The organism is Sulfurimonas aquatica (genome assembly GCF_017357825.1).
Lineage (GTDB): Bacteria > Campylobacterota > Campylobacteria > Campylobacterales > Sulfurimonadaceae > Sulfurimonas > Sulfurimonas aquatica.
In genome coordinates, this window is the sequence record NZ_CP046072.1 from 311945 (window position 1) to 332040 (window position 20096).

General features: G+C 35.3%; 8 protein-coding genes. 5 read left to right on the forward strand and 3 right to left on the reverse strand.

Going from position 1 to position 20096, the window contains the following annotated elements:
• Positions 1 to 16: 16 nt before the first annotated feature.
• Together GJV85_RS01580 and GJV85_RS01585 are read right to left on the reverse strand one after the other, a co-directional pair.
• Positions 17 to 2272 carry a CHASE2 domain-containing protein gene (locus GJV85_RS01580; RefSeq protein ID WP_242689812.1) on the reverse strand — a complete coding sequence of 752 codons (2256 nt, stop codon included), beginning with the start codon at positions 2270 to 2272 and terminating at the stop codon, positions 17 to 19.
• Positions 2273 to 2343: 71 nt separating this feature from the next.
• On the reverse strand, positions 2344 to 2547 hold the full coding sequence (locus GJV85_RS01585; RefSeq protein ID WP_207562135.1) for a hypothetical protein: 204 nt from the start codon (positions 2545 to 2547) through the stop codon (positions 2344 to 2346).
• Positions 2548 to 2628: 81 nt separating this feature from the next.
• On the opposite strand from GJV85_RS01585, the gene GJV85_RS01590 reads away from it, so the two are divergent.
• Genes GJV85_RS01590 through GJV85_RS01600 form a run of 3 tightly spaced genes read left to right on the forward strand, consistent with a single transcriptional unit; the run spans position 2629 to position 16456 of the window.
• Positions 2629 to 3936 (forward strand): tetratricopeptide repeat protein, encoded by a 1308-nt coding sequence (locus GJV85_RS01590; protein WP_207562136.1) that lies wholly within the window; start codon positions 2629 to 2631, stop codon positions 3934 to 3936.
• An 11-nt stretch (positions 3937 to 3947) separates the two neighbouring features.
• Positions 3948 to 5330 carry a FecR family protein gene (locus tag GJV85_RS01595; RefSeq protein ID WP_207562137.1) on the forward strand — a complete coding sequence of 461 codons (1383 nt, stop codon included), beginning with the start codon at positions 3948 to 3950 and terminating at the stop codon, positions 5328 to 5330.
• Positions 5327 to 16456, forward strand: a complete 11130-nt coding sequence (locus GJV85_RS01600) for a LamG-like jellyroll fold domain-containing protein (protein ID WP_207562138.1) — start codon at positions 5327 to 5329, stop codon at positions 16454 to 16456. Before GJV85_RS01595 ends, GJV85_RS01600 begins: the two co-directional genes overlap by 4 nt.
• Before the next feature lie 64 nt (positions 16457 to 16520).
• Here GJV85_RS01600 and GJV85_RS01605 read toward each other — a convergent pair whose 3' ends face one another.
• Positions 16521 to 17246 (reverse strand): YaaA family protein, encoded by a 726-nt coding sequence (locus GJV85_RS01605; RefSeq protein ID WP_207562139.1) that lies wholly within the window; start codon positions 17244 to 17246, stop codon positions 16521 to 16523.
• A 94-nt stretch (positions 17247 to 17340) separates the two neighbouring features.
• On the opposite strand from GJV85_RS01605, the gene GJV85_RS01610 reads away from it, so the two are divergent.
• Positions 17341 to 18039, forward strand: coding sequence for a FecR domain-containing protein (locus tag GJV85_RS01610; RefSeq protein WP_207562140.1), 699 nt, complete (start codon positions 17341 to 17343; stop codon positions 18037 to 18039).
• 11 nt (positions 18040 to 18050) lie between these two features.
• Entirely contained in the window at positions 18051 to 20096 is a 2046-nt protein-coding gene (locus GJV85_RS01615; RefSeq protein WP_207562141.1) for an adenylate/guanylate cyclase domain-containing protein, read from the forward strand.

A 20096-nucleotide genomic window follows, 5' to 3' on the forward strand; every position in this document is an offset into this window, starting at 1 on the left:
AGTGGTATTTTACCCATTATCCCTTAGTCTTATGTACAAACACCCCATTAAAATCAACTGGCGGTTCTTCTATGTAGTGCTCACAGCGTTCAATATACATCTTATAAATATTTTTATTTGATTTATCAAGACAATGTTCTAAATCTTGAAAAATAACTAGAGCCTCTTCAAATTTTGCATTTTTATATAATTCAATAGCTGAGTGATAGTAATCTATCTCTTCTAAAAGTCTCTCTTTAGTAACTTTGTAGAGTGGCTTATCTTTCCATTTAGTGGGTAACTCAGAATAATCAACTATCTGCCAGACTTCTACAGGGATAGATTGCCCCTTTACAGTTACTAGGTCTAAAAATCTAAAAATATACTTATCATTAGGGATTCGCTCTTTTACATAGTTTGAGATGTTGCACATAGAGTTATAATACTTACAGAGCGATTCGAGTCTTGCACCTAAGTTGATAGGGTCACCTATAGCGGTATAGTCACTTCGACCACTACTACCCATCTCTCCAATAGTTGCTATACCAACATTTATGCCTATACCGATTTCGATAGGTTCTAGTCCATTTTTTGCAGACATATCGCAGATAGCTTTAAATCGTTCATCCTGTTTAACTTCTCTATTTAGTGGCTCTACTGCATGAATTTGATCTAAGGTAGCATCAACTGCTTTTTCTACATGGTTTTTCACTACAACCGGAGCATTCCAGTATGACATTATTGCATCACCGATGAACTTATCAACGGTTCCCTCATAATCCATAATGATATGAGTCATTTCATCCATATACTCATTTAAAAACTGGATAAGAACATGTGCATTTCCAGCTGCTTCTGATATGTTTGTGAAGTTTCTAACATCAGAAAACGTGACGGTTATCTCATGCTCTTTAGCGATGAATGTATTGTCTCCTTTTAGAGCTCTTTGCATAATGTCTTCCATAACTTGAGGAGATACTTTTGAAGCAAACTTTCCTTTGATGAGGTTCTTTTGTCTTGTTTCTAAAAAGTAGTTTACGATTATGGCAAGTATGGCACCCAAAAAGAGAGCAAAAAGTGGATAGAAAATGATTAAAATCATTCCCTCTTCAAAAAGCATATGGTAGGAAAAATAGATAAAAGAGAAACCTAAAGTAGATATAACAAAAGGGAGCATAACTGCTCCACTGTAGCCTATACTCATTACTACAAGAATAGACATAACCAGTATCATTAATATTCCATAGGCACTCGCTTCTGCGGGAATATATAGAAAATCCTCTTTAAGTATGTTGTCTATTACGTTTGCATGAACTTCAACTCCAGGATAGATAGAATCATATGGTATGTTTCTAAGATCAAGTAGACCTGCTGCTGAAGTTCCAACTATAGCTATTTTTCCTTCTATCTCTTTAGGGTCAACTCTATCATTTATGACATCAGTTGCGGAGATATACTTAAAAGTGTAAGAGGGACCTCTGAAGTTTACCGCTATTCTTCCATAGATATCCGTTGGAATTTTATACTCCCCTAGTGAAATCGAACGTACGCCCAGCTCATCATAATTTACAAGAACTTTATCCACTTGATTTAGAGCCCGAATGAGTTCTAAGGCTAATGATGGATAAACGCTCATATCATAACTCATAGCAAGAGGAACACTTCTAATCACTCCATCAACATCTGGAGTGGCGTTAAAAAAACCACTAGAGTAAGAGTTGTCTTGAATAACAGGCAGATTTTTTATAACGCCAGTAGGTTGTAAAAGATACTCTCTTTCAAGCTTACCTGTCTGTGTGAAAATGGCAGGGACATCAGGTGCTTCTAAGTCCATATACTGCTTGTTACCATTGAAGTCAAAGGTATAACCTAAAATGGTCGGAGTTTGGGATATAACTGAAGCAAAAACTTCATCATAGTCTATCTCTTTATCATCTGGGACTAAGTCCGCTATACCTAGGTCATTGATGATCTTGCGAGGACTTGTGCGATCTGCTTCAGGGAACATAATATCAAAACCTACAGCACCAACTCCACTTACTGCAAGGTTGTAAATCATTTGAGCTACTATATCGCGACTCCATGGAAATTGACCTATCTCATTTAAAGATTTTTCATCAATATCAATGATGATTACCTGTTCGGTTGTAGGAACTGCTCCACGGTATATAAATAACTTATCTCTTAATTTTTTATCAAAAGTATCGAAGTGAGTATGAAAGAAAATATACATTGTAGTGGTAAGCGAAGCCACTAAAAGTGACAGACTAAAATAGATAAAAAACTTTTTCAAAAAACTCTCCTAAAGAGTAACAATAGCTGGAATTGTAAGTTACTTAAATAATAAAAAACACAAATAAAGTATTAGTTTATAATATGTTCTACTTCTTTTAGAGGATTGGATTTTGAAATACTTGGCAAGGTAGGAATTTTGATAGCTTTGTCATTATACTCTTTATCAATAATGGCACTTTTTTCTTCTATTTCAGGTTGTTGTGAGCTTTGAGAGCTTCCGCATCCTACTATTAAAAATATGCCTAAAATTAAATATATATTTACGATTTTCATCTTCTCACTCCATACTATAATATAGATTTTAGTAATTATACAGTAATATGGCTTTATTATTAAATATTATTAGGGGATGTTATGAAGTTTATATTTGGAATGTTTCTATTAATGTATAGTTTTTCAAGTTTATCAGCTGAAACTATAACAGCTGAAAAAGCAAGTCAGTATGAAAAAGCAAAAACACTTTTTACAGACAAAAAATATGAAATGGCTTATGATGCATTTTATAAACTTTTCCAAGAGAACCTCCAAGATCCAAATATAAACTTTTACCTTGGTCGAACAGCTTATATGCTAAAAAAATTCGACCTTTCTATCTCTGCATATGAGAGAGTACTAAACATAGATGAAAACTCTATTCGAGTGAAGCTAGAGATCGCAAAATGTTACTTTGAACTTAAAAGATATGAAGAGTCAAAAGAACTTTTCACACAAGTTTTAACTAATGATCTTCCTACAAATGTAAAACAAAATATTAATATGTATCTCTCAGCTATAAAGGCTAAAACAAAACAGAACTTTTTTAGTGGTTCCCTTGTTGCTGGTATAAACTACGATACAAATATATATAATTACGCTAATGAGCAAAATGATATCAATACTTTTAACTCTACGGCAACAATAAAAGATAGTTTAGCTCATCAAGAAGCTCTAGCATTAAATCATACCTATAAAATCTCAGATGCAATGAATTTCAAAAATTCACTTATACTTTATTCTAAATCAATTTTAGAAGACCATGATAGAGATATTGTTTTAGCACAGTATACTCCTGCTCTAGCAGTTTCATATGCATCAGATTTTATAGTTGATTATGCTTTATCTTTTAGTCGTATATGGCTGGGCTTTAAGCCTTTTATTACTTACTATGGGATTCATCCAAGGGTTAAGTATATCTACTCGAATACAACATCGTTAGAGACTTCACTAAAGTATCAAAAGAAAGATATGGACTTAGTAAATACTCATCTTGGAACATTAGACTTTACTCTGCAACATATTGCATCAGATAAATTAATGTTGATGCTTTATTCACAGCTTTATAGCGAAAGAAAGTTTTCCTCAAAGTTTACAGATATAGACTATGATATGCTTTATGTTGCACTATCAGGGGCATATAGATACACAGTAAATATCAATCTTGATCTAAAAATGGTGTACTCAAAAAGAGAGTACAAAGATAGCTGGGTACAAGATGTCAATTTACTTAACACACAAGAAGTTAGGAGTGATGATGAATATCAGTTTATGTTAAACACTACTTACTCCTATAGTAAGCATGTACTCTTTAATCTGAACTATATTCATACAAAACACTTCTCAAATATACCATTAAGGGAATTTGATAAAGATTCGATAACAACTAATGTTATCGTACTATTTTAAAGGACTAAACTATGAAATTATTTATACTTATCATTATGTTGACATCAGCACTTTTTGCAAACATAGGAAAAATATCTTCTATGCGAGGTTCATGTGAGATCACTAGAGCTGGTACTAAAATAGATGCTAAAGTAGGGGTGTTACTTGAAGAAAAAGATGTGCTAAATACAGCCAAAAAATCAAAACTTCAAATCATCTTTAAAGATGGGAGTATAGTTACTATAGGAAAATCTTCTACCTTAAATATAGCGGAATATGCATTTAATGCGAACAAACCTAAAAAAGCAAAAGCAAGTTTTGGTTTTTTAAAAGGCTCTTTTAAGTCGATAACTGGAGAGATAGGTAAAATAGCTCCTGATAAGTTCAAACTTCGAACAAAAACTGCAACCATAGGTATTCGTGGAACAACTATCGTGGGTAACCAAGAGAAAGTAGCTTGTACTCAAGGTACCATTACCATCACTTCTTATGGTGTAACTAGAGTTGTTCCTGCAGGAATGTTCTCCCGTACTCCTAAAAACAGAGCTCCTAGTCTGCCTCAAGCATATGCAGGGAGAGATACTGTTGATCCAGATATTGATGATGCTCCTTCGAGTTCAGGTGATGGAACAGCATCAAGTGACCATAACGAACTTGACGATATTCCGGGAGAAGCAGTAACTCCTACTGCTACAGCTCCTACTCCTAGTGAAATAGATCCAAATCCTTCAAATAGGCTCTCTTCTGTAGCACAATTCCTTGATGAGACTAAGCAGGTTGATGTAAAAAATGTTGAATCGAATGTTCTTGAAAAAAAGCCAGTTGTTGCACAGTCTGTGGACGATATCGCTTTGGAAATTATAGCGGCATCTAGTTCTGCATCCATAGTAGAAAGTGTGAAAATAGATACGACAGGACTAAGCAAGGTTACGAGTTTTACAAATGATTATCTAGAGTATGGTTACTGGGAAGAAGCGGGTGCTCCACTTTATACTTACCTAACAGGAGTGGTAACATCAAGTGACACGATAGATCAGATGATACGAAGTTCTGCTAGCGCTACCTATAATGGTGGACTCAGTTCCATTGTTACAACTCTAGATGGAAACAAAGTGGCATCAGGTGGAAGTGTTACTCTAGATGTAGACTTTATCAACAAAAGTTTTTCTGGAAATGTAAATGTAGAAGAGGGTGGATTTGGTGCAAATGTAGCAGGAGACGTACATAAGTATGGTTTTGACACTACGAGTGTGACTACTGCTGTAGGAAGTGATGCAACAAATGTAGGTGGAAGTCTTAATGGACAGTTTTATGGAACAAATGCCGAAGCAGCTGGAGGTAAGTTTAACCTTACAAGTGATAATGCGGGTAGTGTAAACGGTCTGTTTGGTGCTACAAGAGGAGTTTCACAATGAAAACTTTAAAATTACTATACATAAGTCTATTCTTACTTTTTTCTACATATCTAAATGCGGCGATAACTTCTCCAGTTAGTGCTGGCTATACTCTTTCATCAGATGAAACATTTTTTGGTGATTTAAATATCACAGGGGGAACTTTAGACCTTAATGGTTTTAATTTAGATGTTACAGGAAATGTAAATCATACTTCGGGAGCCTTAAATTTAAATGGTGGATCTTTAAATGTAGTTGGTAACTATATAAATACATCAGATACTGCAGGTAACTTAGTTATGACAAATAGCTTAGACTATATGTATGTTGTTGGAAACTTTACTATGAGTGCTACTGCTGATAATAACCTGAGTCTTACAGATGGTACTTTGCAAATCACTGGAAACTTTACTCAAACAGGTAGTGCATTTGGTTTTAACCCAAATACTGCACACACAACAATACTTAGTGGAACATCCCTGCAAACTATCTCATTTGAAGATCCAGGTTTAGGTGCTAGTAATTTTCACCATCTAAACATTACAAATATATCTTTAGGTGGTATAAGTTTACTGAGTGATACTTATGTGAATGGAACATATAATACAACAGCTATAAGCCAGGTAAGTAATGGTTTTAACTTTTATGTTGCCACGGCATTAACAGATTTTGATGTAGTGGGCTCACAACTTCTTTTAAAAGCTCATGGTGGAGCTCTACAGCTTGATGACACTTTAAGTAATTTTACTGCTAATTTAGACTTAAACATTACAACGACTACATTAGAATTTTGGTTCAACTTTGAACAAGTAGGTAGCAGAACTATGGTTAGAGTTCTTGGAGATAATGGTCACTATGTAGACGTACTTTATAGTGGAGAGAGTACACTCCGCTATAGTGATTCAGATGGAGCTACACCACAAGATACATATGGCTCAATTAGTATTTCTGATGGTTTATGGCACCATGTTGCTTTAGTGTATGACGGGGGAGGAAACAGTGTTGCATATATAGATGGTGTAGTTGATGGGAGTGGCTTTTCAACTGCGTTTAACTTAAGTAATGCCGGGATAACCTTTAACCCTAATAATAACATGAATATGATAATCGATGAAGTTCGTATTTGGAATATAGCAAGAACACAAACTGATATAAACTCTTCAAAGAACATTCAGCTTGATGGAAATGAAACGGGACTAGTCGCCTATTACAACTTTGATGAGAGAAAAGGAAGCACCGTAAAAGACGTCACTTTAAATGCTAATGATGGAGCAATAGAAGGGAATGTAACTCGTCTTAACTTTTTAGGGAATGGATTAAGCCTAGATGGCAACGATTACGCAGTAGTATCATCTACGTTGCCTACGTCAAATAGTACAGAACATACTTATAGTGCATGGGTTAATATACCAGATACGGTAGGCTTGCAAACTATTGTTAGGGCTGATCCAAAGCACTTTCTGAGACTTAATGGTACAAACTTAGAGTGGAATATCGCTACAAACCTTGGAGCATACCAATCAGCTATCTCATATGATTTTACAGCATATAAAAATAAATGGACATATGTAACAGCAACCGTAAATACCGCTAATAAAAATGCACAACTTTATATAAATGGTGCCTTAGTTGCTACAAATACATCGGATTTAGGTGACACTCTTGACCACACCTATACAGCAATTGGAATAGGAGCAAGAAATGGAGACGGTGAAGGAATAATAAATGGTAGCGTCGCCGAAGTTTCTATATGGGATAAAGTACTATCAAGATCAGAAGTTCAACAATTTATGGCATCATCACTTCTAGGAAATGAGACAGGCCTTATAGGTTACTGGCCACTTAATATAGGTGGAGGATCAATCGCTTACGATTATACTACAAATGCTAACAACGGAACTATTATCGGTGCTACCTGGACAGATACTGCTCCAACTATATATGGTGATACAATATATACTGCACAGGGTGTAGGTACATTTCAAAAACTAGTTGTTGAAAACAACACTTCCATACCAACATATGCTTATAATGGCACTGCTCCAGATAGCTTTTCTAATTTAGGTAGCACAAGTGGACTTTTTATATATAAAGCAGATGCAAATGAAACATTGGACATAAACGCGACAGATGGAGTTACTACTTTAAACACTCTTTTTAATGTGATTTCTTATCCAGCATTACAGTTATCACTCAACCTTTCAAACGTAAACCTTACAGAGCACAACATAACAAATATACAAGTATTTGGAGTAGATGGAAACAGTGAAGACTTAGTCGTGCCAAATGTTTCAAGTATGATAGATGGAGATAATAATCTAACAGTATCAGTTTATAGTCCAGACAATAATTTTACGATTAGATTTGATGTGAATAATTCTGGTGATGAAAATAGTTACTATTATAACTCTGCAAGTTCTACTATAGACTCAGCATTGATTTATAATGGGACTATTGCTCCTGATGATTATAAAGTTGAGGTAAACTCTACACAAAATAGTTTTAATATTGATTTAAATAGCTCCAAGATTTTTTCTCAGGTAAATGCCCAGTTTAACTTTTCTGGTACGGGTGCTTCTATTATACATACACAAGAGATACATGCACAAACAGTAGATATTGCTTCAAACACTATTTTACATGATAGTAAAGAATCCATTTTTGCTGATACAAGTAAAGCTAATGATTTAAATGCCACATTTCCACATATACAAGTAGATCAGTCTATACGTTATTTTGCGAGTATATCAGGTTCCGCTCCTGTTAAAATATACTTTGCAAATGATGAAAATATATCTACAGATATAGAATATGTGGAACATAATGTTAGTGTAAGTAAACTCTCTTTTACTGCTGCTGTTGATGTAACAGATATTAGTAATATTTTGATAAAGAGAATAGATACTTTTGGTTCTACAGAGTTACTTTATATGGAAGCATCACCTAATCCATTTTATCTACCAGTTATAGATGGGGGCGAATATACTATAGAAGTTACATTTAGTGATGGCACATCTGCTATGTATGACCCATCTACAAATAAGTGGGTAGATAAAGATACCGTTGTTAGTTCTGTAGTAAGTGTCTCGGCTGATTTAAATATTTCGGCTGTTATCCCTACAACCGCTCCTATACGACCAACTCTCTCAATCGTTTCACCAGAAGAAGTAAAACTTTTAGGAAGTTACCCTGACCTTAACAATAGTTATGCCATAGCTCTTTCATCTGATGGTACAAAAGCTTATGTTGCAGATAATGATTTAGGTTTGGTTGTTTTTGATATCACAAGCGATACTCCTGTTTTATTAGGGAGTAGTGGCGTAAGCACACTTTCTTCAGCTCAAGAAGTTGTCCTCTCCCCTGATGAAACGAAGGCATATGTGGCAGATGAAAGTTTGGGGCTAGTTGTTTTTGATATAAGCTCTACAACTCCAGCTAAGTTTGCAGCTAGTTTTTTCCTTGGCATAAGAGGGGTGAAATTATCAACAGATGGAACAAAAGCCTATGTGAACGTATCTTTATCTGGAAGTGAACTTCAGGTCTTGGATATATCAGATCCTGTTAATATAACTCAAATAGGCACTTCATATTATACATTGGCAGATATAAATAGATTTGAAATATCTAGTGATGGTAAAAAACTTTATATGGCAGTTTCAGACATTCAGTCGACTTCAAATGGCTTAACTATTATAGATATATCCACTCCAACACTTTCACTTCTTGGAACTCTTTCTTTAACATATGGAGCTTACGATCTTGTACTTTCTAGTGATGGAGAGAAAGCTTATGTAGCAAACTATGAAGATGGATTAGCTGTATTAGATATATCTTCTAATACTCCAAAAATAATAGGAAAATATAACACTACAGGTAATGCACATAGGATAAAACTCTCAAGTGACGAGAAAAAAGCTTATGTAGGCGACTATCTGAATGGTTTTGTAGTGCTTGACGTAACAACTAACACACCATCATTTATAGCAGAGACAAACACTACTCAAAATGTGTACGACCTTGTTATATCTTCAGATGATTTAAAAGCGTATGTAGCAGATGGAAGTGCTGGGTTAGCAGTAGTGCAAACAGCTTTAGTGCATAAGGTACATGCAGGATTTACATCTTTTGATGTAAACATAACTGTAAATGATGCAGAACAAGATGATTTAAATATAACTGTTGATGTAAATGATAGCTCATTGGTAGTAACACCGCAATGGCCAAACAATGTGCTATGGTCTGAATATAGCAGTGGAAATTTAGTCTTTACAGTTACGAATGATGCAAATGCAACAGGTACAGTTGCTGTGGACATTAATGTATCAGATGGTACAAATGCACCAGTAAATAGACAGTTTTTAATTAATATGAACAACAATGCTCCAGTTTTGGTACAACCAAGTGACTATAATAAAACAGAAGAGTTTACAGACTTTAACGTAACACTAGAGGCAACAGATGCAGATGGAGATGCTTTAACATATAATGCAAGTTCATCTAATACAGGTGTGGCTACTGTATCAGTAAGCTCAAATATAGTAACAATCTCTCCTGTAGAAAATGGAAATGGACTGATAACAATAGACGTGAATGTTACAGACGGTATAGAAACTGTAACACAAAGCTTTGATTTAAATATTACAAATGTAAATGACACTCCAACAGGTAGTGTAACAATTACAGGAACACTAGCACAAAACACAACTCTAACAGCATCAAACACTCTAGCAGATGCAGATGGATTAGGAACTATTTCTTATCAGTGGCAAGCGGATGATGTAAATATATCAGCTGCAACAGCTACAACTTTCACTCTAACGCAAGCAGAAGTAGGAAAGGCAATTACAGTAGTAGCATCTTACATAGATACACAAGGAACAGCTGAGAGTGTTACAAGCTCTGCAACAGGTTCAGTAGCAAATGTAAATGACACTCCAACAGGTAGTGTAACAATTACAGGAACACTAGCACAAAACACAACTCTAACAGCATCAAACACTCTAGCAGATGCAGATGGATTAGGAACTATTTCTTATCAGTGGCAAGCGGATGATGTAAATATATCAGCTGCAACAGCTACAACTTTCACTCTAACGCAAGCAGAAGTAGGAAAGGCAATTACAGTAGTAGCATCTTACACAGATACACAAGGAACAGCTGAGAGTGTTACAAGCTCTGCAACAGGTTCAGTAGCAAATGTAAATGACACTCCAACAGGTAGTGTAACAATTACAGGAACACTAGCACAAAACGCAACTTTAACAGCTGCAAATACTCTAGCAGATGCAGATGGATTAGGAACTATTTCTTATCAGTGGCAAGCGGATGATGTAAATATATCAGCTGCAACAGCTACAACTTTCACTCTAACGCAAGCAGAAGTAGGAAAGGCAATTACAGTAGTAGCATCTTACATAGATACACAAGGAACAGCTGAGAGTGTTACAAGCTCTGCAACAGGTTCAGTAGCAAATGTAAATGACACTCCAACAGGTAGTGTAACAATTACAGGAACACTAGCACAAAACGCAACTTTAACAGCTGCAAATACTCTAGCAGATGCAGATGGATTAGGAACTATTTCTTATCAGTGGCAAGCGGATGATGTAAATATATCAGCTGCAACAGCTACAACTTTCACTCTAACGCAAGCAGAAGTAGGAAAGGCAATTACAGTAGTAGCATCTTACACAGATACACAAGGAACAGCTGAGAGTGTTACAAGCTCTGCAACAGGTTCAGTAGCAAATGTAAATGACACTCCAACAGGTAGTGTAACAATTACAGGAACACTAGCACAAAACGCAACTTTAACAGCTGCAAATACTCTAGCAGATGCAGATGGATTAGGAACTATTTCTTATCAGTGGCAAGCGGATGATGTAAATATATCAGCTGCAACAGCTACAACTTTCACTCTAACGCAAGCAGAAGTAGGAAAGGCAATTACAGTAGTAGCATCTTACACAGATACACAAGGAACAGCTGAGAGTGTTACAAGCTCTGCAACAGGTTCAGTAGCAAATGTAAATGACACTCCAACAGGTAGTGTAACAATTACAGGAACACTAGCACAAAACGCAACTCTAACAGCATCAAACACTCTAGCAGATGCAGATGGATTAGGAACTATTTCTTATCAGTGGCAAGCGGATGATGTAAATATATCAGCTGCAACAGCTACAACTTTCACTCTAACGCAAGCAGAAGTAGGAAAGGCAATTACAGTAGTAGCATCTTACACAGATACACAAGGAACAGCTGAGAGTGTTACAAGCTCTGCAACAGGTTCAGTAGCAAATGTAAATGACACTCCAACAGGTAGTGTAACAATTACAGGAACACTAGCACAAAACGCAACTTTAACAGCTGCAAATACTCTAGCAGATGCAGATGGATTAGGAACTATTTCTTATCAGTGGCAAGCGGATGATGTAAATATATCAGCTGCAACAGCTACAACTTTCACTCTAACGCAAGCAGAAGTAGGAAAGGCAATTACAGTAGTAGCATCTTACATAGATACACAAGGAACAGCTGAGAGTGTTACAAGCTCTGCAACAGGTTCAGTAGCAAATGTAAATGACACTCCAACAGGTAGTGTAACAATTACAGGAACACTAGCACAAAACACAACTCTAACAGCATCAAACACTCTAGCAGATGCAGATGGATTAGGAACTATTTCTTATCAGTGGCAAGCGGATGATGTAAATATATCAGCTGCAACAGCTACAACTTTCACTCTAACGCAAGCAGAAGTAGGAAAGGCAATTACAGTAGTAGCATCTTACATAGATACACAAGGAACAGCTGAGAGTGTTACAAGCTCTGCAACAGGTTCAGTAGCAAATGTAAATGACACTCCAACAGGTAGTGTAACAATTACAGGAACACTAGCACAAAACGCAACTTTAACAGCTGCAAATACTCTAGCAGATGCAGATGGATTAGGAACTATTTCTTATCAGTGGCAAGCGGATGATGTAAATATATCAGCTGCAACAGCTACAACTTTCACTCTAACGCAAGCAGAAGTAGGAAAGGCAATTACAGTAGTAGCATCTTACATAGATACACAAGGAACAGCTGAGAGTGTTACAAGCTCTGCAACAGGTTCAGTAGCAAATGTAAATGACACTCCAACAGGTAGTGTAACAATTACAGGAACACTAGCACAAAACACAACTCTAACAGCATCAAACACTCTAGCAGATGCAGATGGATTAGGAACTATTTCTTATCAGTGGCAAGCGGATGATGTAAATATATCAGCTGCAACAGCTACAACTTTCACTCTAACGCAAGCAGAAGTAGGAAAGGCAATTACAGTAGTAGCATCTTACATAGATACACAAGGAACAGCTGAGAGTGTTACAAGCTCTGCAACAGGTTCAGTAGCAAATGTAAATGACACTCCAACAGGTAGTGTAACAATTACAGGAACACTAGCACAAAACGCAACTTTAACAGCTGCAAATACTCTAGCAGATGCAGATGGATTAGGAACTATTTCTTATCAGTGGCAAGCGGATGATGTAAATATATCAGCTGCAACAGCTACAACTTTCACTCTAACGCAAGCAGAAGTAGGAAAGGCAATTACAGTAGTAGCATCTTACATAGATACACAAGGAACAGCTGAGAGTGTTACAAGCTCTGCAACAGGTTCAGTAGCAAATGTAAATGACACTCCAACAGGTAGTGTAACAATTACAGGAACACTAGCACAAAACGCAACTTTAACAGCTGCAAATACTCTAGCAGATGCAGATGGATTAGGAACTATTTCTTATCAGTGGCAAGCGGATGATGTAAATATATCAGCTGCAACAGCTACAACTTTCACTCTAACGCAAGCAGAAGTAGGAAAGGCAATTACAGTAGTAGCATCTTACATAGATACACAAGGAACAGCTGAGAGTGTTACAAGCTCTGCAACAGGTTCAGTAGCAAATGTAAATGACACTCCAACAGGTAGTGTAACAATTACAGGAACACTAGCACAAAACGCAACTTTAACAGCTGCAAATACTCTAGCAGATGCAGATGGATTAGGAACTATTTCTTATCAGTGGCAAGCGGATGATGTAAATATATCAGCTGCAACAGCTACAACTTTCACTCTAACGCAAGCAGAAGTAGGAAAGGCAATTACAGTAGTAGCATCTTACACAGATACACAAGGAACAGCTGAGAGTGTTACAAGCTCTGCAACAGGTTCAGTAGCAAATGTAAATGACACTCCAACAGGTAGTGTAACAATTACAGGAACACTAGCACAAAACGCAACTTTAACAGCTGCAAATACTCTAGCAGATGCAGATGGATTAGGAACTATTTCTTATCAGTGGCAAGCGGATGATGTAAATATATCAGCTGCAACAGCTACAACTTTCACTCTAACGCAAGCAGAAGTAGGAAAGGCAATTACAGTAGTAGCATCTTACATAGATACACAAGGAACAGCTGAGAGTGTTACAAGCTCTGCGACAACTGCGGTTGCAAACGTAGATGATGCACCAATCCTTACAACACTAGCAGATCCAGTATCCCAAGATGAAGATTTTTCTGATTTTAATATAACACTAAGTGCAAATGATGTGGAGAGTGATGCATTTACATTTACAGCAACATCAAATGATGAAAGTAAAGCGACTGTCAATGTTGTTGGAAATCAACTAGTAGTGAGCTCAACTCTAAATGCAAGTGGAGTAGTAACTTTTAACATAGTTGTTACACAAGATTCAAACACAAGCCTTGCTAATGGTCAAATGATTACACTGAATATAGATCCAGTCAATGACAGACCTCTAATACTTAACACGATAGAAGACCTCTCACTAGATGAAGACAACGGAACTACTAGCTACCAGGTTAATATTACAGATGTAGAAGGGGAAGAACTTAATGTAACTGTTGAGTCAAACAATACATCTATATTAACAGTAAATCCAAACTGGTCAGGTCTTCTAAGTTTTGCTACTTATGGGGAAGTACTATTAGACTTTAACCTAACAACAGTTGAGAATGCAAATGGTATAGTTAGAATCACTATGAATGTAAATGATGGAGATCTAAACTCTACTCAAACTTTTGATGTTAATGTAACAGCTGTCAATGATGCACCAACTCTTGATAAACTAAGTGATATAAATGTAAGTGAAGACTTTGTAGACTTTAACATTACCCTCAATGGAAATGATGTAGATGGAGTTACTATCATATATTATGCAAGTTCTTCTGATACAAATGTTACTAGTGCAGTAGTAAATGAAAATACTCTTATTACCTCTTCAGTACCAAATGAGGTTAAAATAGTCAGCATAGATGCAAATGTAACAGAAGATGCAACTAATGTAGATAATCTAATATATAATGCGAGCTCTTCAGATACAAATGTGGCAACTGTAGCAGTAAGTTCAAACACACTCACCATCTCTTCAGTGCCAAATGCATTTGGAATAGTAAACATAGATGTTAATGTAACAGATGGATTTCTTAGTGCAACTCAAACATTTGTACTTAATGTAAGCTCAATTGATGATGCACCAGTTCTTAGCGCACCACTAGATATTAACACAAGTGAAGACTTTACGGATTTCAACATCACTCTTGAGGCAACAGATGCAGATGGAGATAGTATCTTTTATACAGCAACTACAACTGATGAAAATGTAACTCTAAATGTAGTAGGAAACATTATCGTAGTAACGCCAGTGGCTAATGCAAACGGAGTAGTAAATATAGAAGTAAATGCTACTGCTAATGGAGTAACTGACTCTAAAACTTTTAGCATTTATATCGAAGCAGTGGAAGATGAAGATTTTAATGCTCCAACTATCACTTCTATCGCAGATATATCTAAGCTTACAAACTCACCTGAGTTTCAAGTAGAGTTTTTCATAGATGATATTGAAAAAAGAACTCTTAAACTTGAACTTATTACAAGCACAAATACAGTGCTAGATGCAAATCTTTCTAAGAGTGGGCTAGTAAGCTCTAAAGATTATTCTCAAGTGCCACTATACTTACTGATAAAACCAAGAGTTGATGCAGAAGGAATAGTAGAGTTTGAACTAAGAGTTACCGATGAAGGAAATAACTCAGCTAATCAAAAATTTAAAGTTACTGTGGAAAATCAACAATACCATATCATTACATCAAGTGAATCGGAAGGTGTTTTTGATGAGATACCAACTACAAGCTTTAGTGGTGACTTATATACCCTTAGAACATGGAATGACTACACTTCAGGAGTTGCACACATAGTTGGATATGAGAGGTTAACCATTAACTCAGGCACTATTATGGAAGATAATTACATAGTTGATATTAACGGTTTGGTAACACATACGAAAACTACACCAGATACAAATAGAACCATTAAGTTTGAAGAAGCAGTTGATAATATGGAAACATCATACTTGTACTTAAGTTATGGAATGCCATTTGAGTTTTCTAACCCTAATTCTAAATCTCAAAAAATGTATATTAAAGAAGCTAATGGAGATATTACAAGTTATGTACTGCTAAATAAAGAGGCAAAAGATGAGATATATAAAACTGTCTCAGTTAATCCGAAAATACAAAGAGCATTAAACAATGGTTATACATACCTCTCACTTACTTCTTCAAAAACCCTCTGTGATGAAGATGTAAAAACCGAGTATCTTCAAAGATGTGATCAAGTAAATAGTTTAGATTCTGTGTTTGGCACAAATGAAAACATAGACACAGTAATGAAGTTTGGTAGAGAGTGGATGTACTGGGATAAAGATGCTACTTCAAGTGCAGCATTTACTATACAGAAGTTTTTAACATTAAATCCTCTTGAGGGTATACTTGTTCACACAACAGCAGCTACAACTGTGGAGCTACCATTTGATGAAGATTCATTAGAAGTAAATAACTTTACAAATCTTTTCCCAAGAGGATGGATACTTATGTCAAATACTAAAGAGCAAACAACAGAGGAGATTAAAGCAGCATTAAAAGCACAAAATAAAACTCTAGAGTATATTCTTGTTCTAAGAAATAATGAGTGGCAGATATTTGCTCCACTTAATGATAGCGAAGTTGATAACACTATAACTAGAGTCAGTGATATAAAAAGATATGAGAGTTTTTGGGTTTTATTTAAGTAGGGTAAAGTATCTCTTGAGAGTGAATAACTCTCAAGAGAATAGGACTAGATAAAGTAGTTATAGCCTAATCTATAGTATAAATTATTTCAGTTTTATTTTTTGTAACTTTAGTCTCTAAAAAGCTTAAGCCATTAATTTTTAAAGAAGTAAACTCCTCTATCGAACTTACATTATGTAATGCTAGTTCTCTTAAAACCTTACCTCTATATGCTTTTGCCCAGTGACTTATACTTTTGCCATCTTTTAAAAACTTTAGAGTTGTATAGGGCTTGTTAACCTTATAAAATTTGTCGTAGTAACCTGCACGTAAGTCAAGTATCTCATCATCCCCAAGGTATAGATCGAGTTGGTATGAAAATCTATCTTTATAGAACTTTTCTGGAACAATACTCCCAATGGAGTTCCCTTGCTTTACCTTATAGTTAGCTATAGGATCCCCTCCTAAAATAGGTCCATAAAGGTTTGAAAATATAATAGTATTACTTTTGAGATACTCTTGCTCACTAGCACTCAAAGTCTCATATGCTAGATAGTCATATGCAACACCACTATAACGCTCTATAGCACTCATGAGAGGGGATGAAAAAACATCTTGAAGATAGGGCTCACAACTAGAATATTTTTTTATTCCAAAAAGGTTTTTAATCGCCTCTTCATCTTTACTCATTATGATATCGTTGTAAGTTTGTAAGACGGTCGCTCTAGCATCGTTAGAGCCAAGTAGATCTTTGGATGGTTCATTACCACCCGTATTTTTCCCTTCTGATGGGGAAAATAGTATTTTTAACATTTAAAAACCTTTTATATTTTTGCTTGGAGTATAATTTCAAGGAATTGTATCAATATAAATGATACAATAAGTAAATATTTTTTTGGAGCAAATTATGAAACTTTTCATTATATCCCTATTCTTATCTCTTAGTGCATCTCTTATTGCAAGTACAATTGTAGGAAGTGTTCAAAAAGTGAGTGGTATAGTAAAGGTTAAAAGTACAGATTCGATTAAAAAAAGTAAAATTATCTCTGGATTTGAAATAAAAGAGGGAGATTTAATCTCTACATCAAGAAAAGCATCAGCTGTAATAGCTCTCGTTGATGGCTCGAGCATAGTTTTAGATGCAAGTTCAAGTGTACATTTTAAATCTGCTAAAAATGCAGAACAGACATCAGGAAAAGTGTATTATAAAATTACCTCACGCGATGCAAAAAATACGCTTAAAGTAAAAACACCCTTCGCTATTATAGGTATTAAAGGAACTATTTTTGTGGTTAATGCTAGTGAAAATGGCTCAGTCACACTTAAAGAGGGGCTTATTGGGGTTACAAGTATTAAAGAGGAGTTTGAACTTTACAGAAAATCTGTTGAAGCCGAATTTAATAGCTATCTAGAGGATCAGATGTCTGAATTTGAGAAGTTTAAAAATGATCAAAATAAATATGCCAAACCTATTAAAACAAAAGCATTTGACTTAAAACAGGGAAATAAAGTCTCTTTTAGTGATAAAAAAGTACATGAAGATCAATGGACTAAAGAGGATGATGCAGAGTTTGATCATTTTGAATCTTTAATAAACGCAGAGTAGATTGACAAAAGATGAAAGAAAAACTTCTCTATCTTTTAGTTTTAATTCCCATAGTAGTTGCAACACTACTCCTTCAGCATTATAAGATAGAACCATTTGAGAGTTTTTCACTTACATTTAATGATGTAAATTTTAAATTACAAGATAAAGAACCAAATAAAGATATTGTATTTATCGCAGTAGATGAGCCAAGTGTAAATAAGTTTGGACGTTGGCCATGGAAGCGTGAGTATTTGGCTCAAGGCATAGACTCTTTAGTTGAAGCGGATGTTGTTCTCATGGATATGATTTTTTCTGAAACTACTACGAGTGAACAAGACTATATCTTAGCAGATTCATTAGCATCACTTAAAAATAGTGTATGTGGATTTTTTTTAAGACATAACGCAACACAAGATATCTCTGATGAAGAGTTAGACGTACTAAGTAACTCTTCACTAGATTTACTACAAACACAGATAGCTGAACACTCTAAGCCAAGATTTCCATCTGCACCCTATTCAGAGATAAATATATTGCCAATCATGGAGTCTTGTACTCTCTCAGGAAGCTTTAGTACTGTTCGTGCTGCTGATGATAAACTTCGCGAGTATCCTATTTCTATGTACTTTAAAAACCTTTTATATCCATCTTTGGCCATTCAAGGATTAAGATTAAAGTTTGATAAAGATATACAAAGAGTTGATGATTCTCATCTTGATATAAATGGGAATATTATTAGCCTTAATGAAGAAGGGCTTGTCCGGTTAAATTTTTATAATATTGATAAATATAATGTCATCTCTTTTTTAGACCTTGCAACGGGAAAAATCGCACCAGAGTACTTTAAAGGCAAAATTGCAATTTTGGGAATAACGGAAGTCGGAGCAGGGGATATAGTAAGTACACCAATTGGATCAATTCCTGGACCACTTCTACATTACACATTTATATCAAACCTTTTAGAAAATCATCTGATAGTTGAGCATAATGAATATGCAAAGGTTTTAGTCATTTTTATGGTGCTGTTACCATTTATCTTAGTGCTTTTTATAAAGAAAATAATATATAGAGCAGTGATAAATATATTCATCTATTTGATTTTATACGCTTATATAAGATATATGTTTATTGAAAATATGATCTATATCGATATGTTTTATCCTCTTATCTCTCTTATACTAAGTCTTATCGCCGTTGAAGCAATAGCGTTTAATATTCAAGAAAGAAGTGGTAAGTTTATGAGAGGTGCATTTTCATCTTATCTCTCAGGAGATTTATTAGATCAACTTATAGAAAATCCAGAGGCACTTGCATTAGGTGGAGAAAATAAAGAACTGAGTATACTCTTTAGTGATATTAGAGGATTTACAAGTATTTCCGAATCTATGGATCCAGTTAGTTTAATTACACTTTTAAATAGATACTTCACTCCAATGACTAACTCTGTACTTGAAAATAAGGGGATGCTAGATAAGTACATAGGAGATGCTGTTATGGCATTTTTTAATGCCCCTGTTGATGTAAAAGATCATGCTGATGCTGCATGTATCTGTGCACTAGAGATGATTCTAAGGCTTGAGAAGTTAAATGAAGAGTTAAAGCTAGAGGGTATTCCAGCTATTAGGATTGGCATTGGTATAAATACAGCAAATGTGGTTGTTGGCAATATGGGATCAGACACTAGATTTAACTATACAGTTATTGGGGATGGTGTGAATTTAGCTTCTAGGGTTGAAGGTTTGACAAAAAACTATTCCGTGGATATACTCATAACAGAATTTACAGTAGAAAAGCTCACTAAAGAGTTTGTATACAGAAAAATAGAACCAGTTCAGGTAAAGGGTAAAGACGAAGCAGTACTTTTGTATGAACTTATGCCTTTTAGTGATAAAGCAAAAGAGATTAAGAACTTGTATGATGAAGCACTTGGAGTCTATATAGATAATGACCTCTCTAAGGCTGAAGAGCTTTTTAAAATAATTGTGCAGAAGTATGAAGATGGAGTATCAGAGTACTTCTTAAAGTTAATAAAAGATGGACACTCTTGGGGTGTTCATAAGATGACAACTAAATAG

Bases quoted from the DNA above. Each gene is read 5' to 3' on its own strand.
- GJV85_RS01605 (WP_207562139.1), bottom strand. From the start codon at position 17,246: ATGTTAAAAATACTATTTTCCCCATCAGAAGGGAAAAATACGGGTGGT.
- GJV85_RS01595 (WP_207562137.1), top strand. From the start codon at position 3,948: ATGAAATTATTTATACTTATCATTATGTTGACATCAGCACTTTTTGCA.
- GJV85_RS01585 (WP_207562135.1), bottom strand. From the start codon at position 2,547: ATGAAAATCGTAAATATATATTTAATTTTAGGCATATTTTTAATAGTA.
- GJV85_RS01615 (WP_207562141.1), top strand. From the start codon at position 18,051: ATGAAAGAAAAACTTCTCTATCTTTTAGTTTTAATTCCCATAGTAGTT.
- GJV85_RS01610 (WP_207562140.1), top strand. From the start codon at position 17,341: ATGAAACTTTTCATTATATCCCTATTCTTATCTCTTAGTGCATCTCTT.
- GJV85_RS01600 (WP_207562138.1), top strand. From the start codon at position 5,327: ATGAAAACTTTAAAATTACTATACATAAGTCTATTCTTACTTTTTTCT.
- GJV85_RS01590 (WP_207562136.1), top strand. From the start codon at position 2,629: ATGAAGTTTATATTTGGAATGTTTCTATTAATGTATAGTTTTTCAAGT.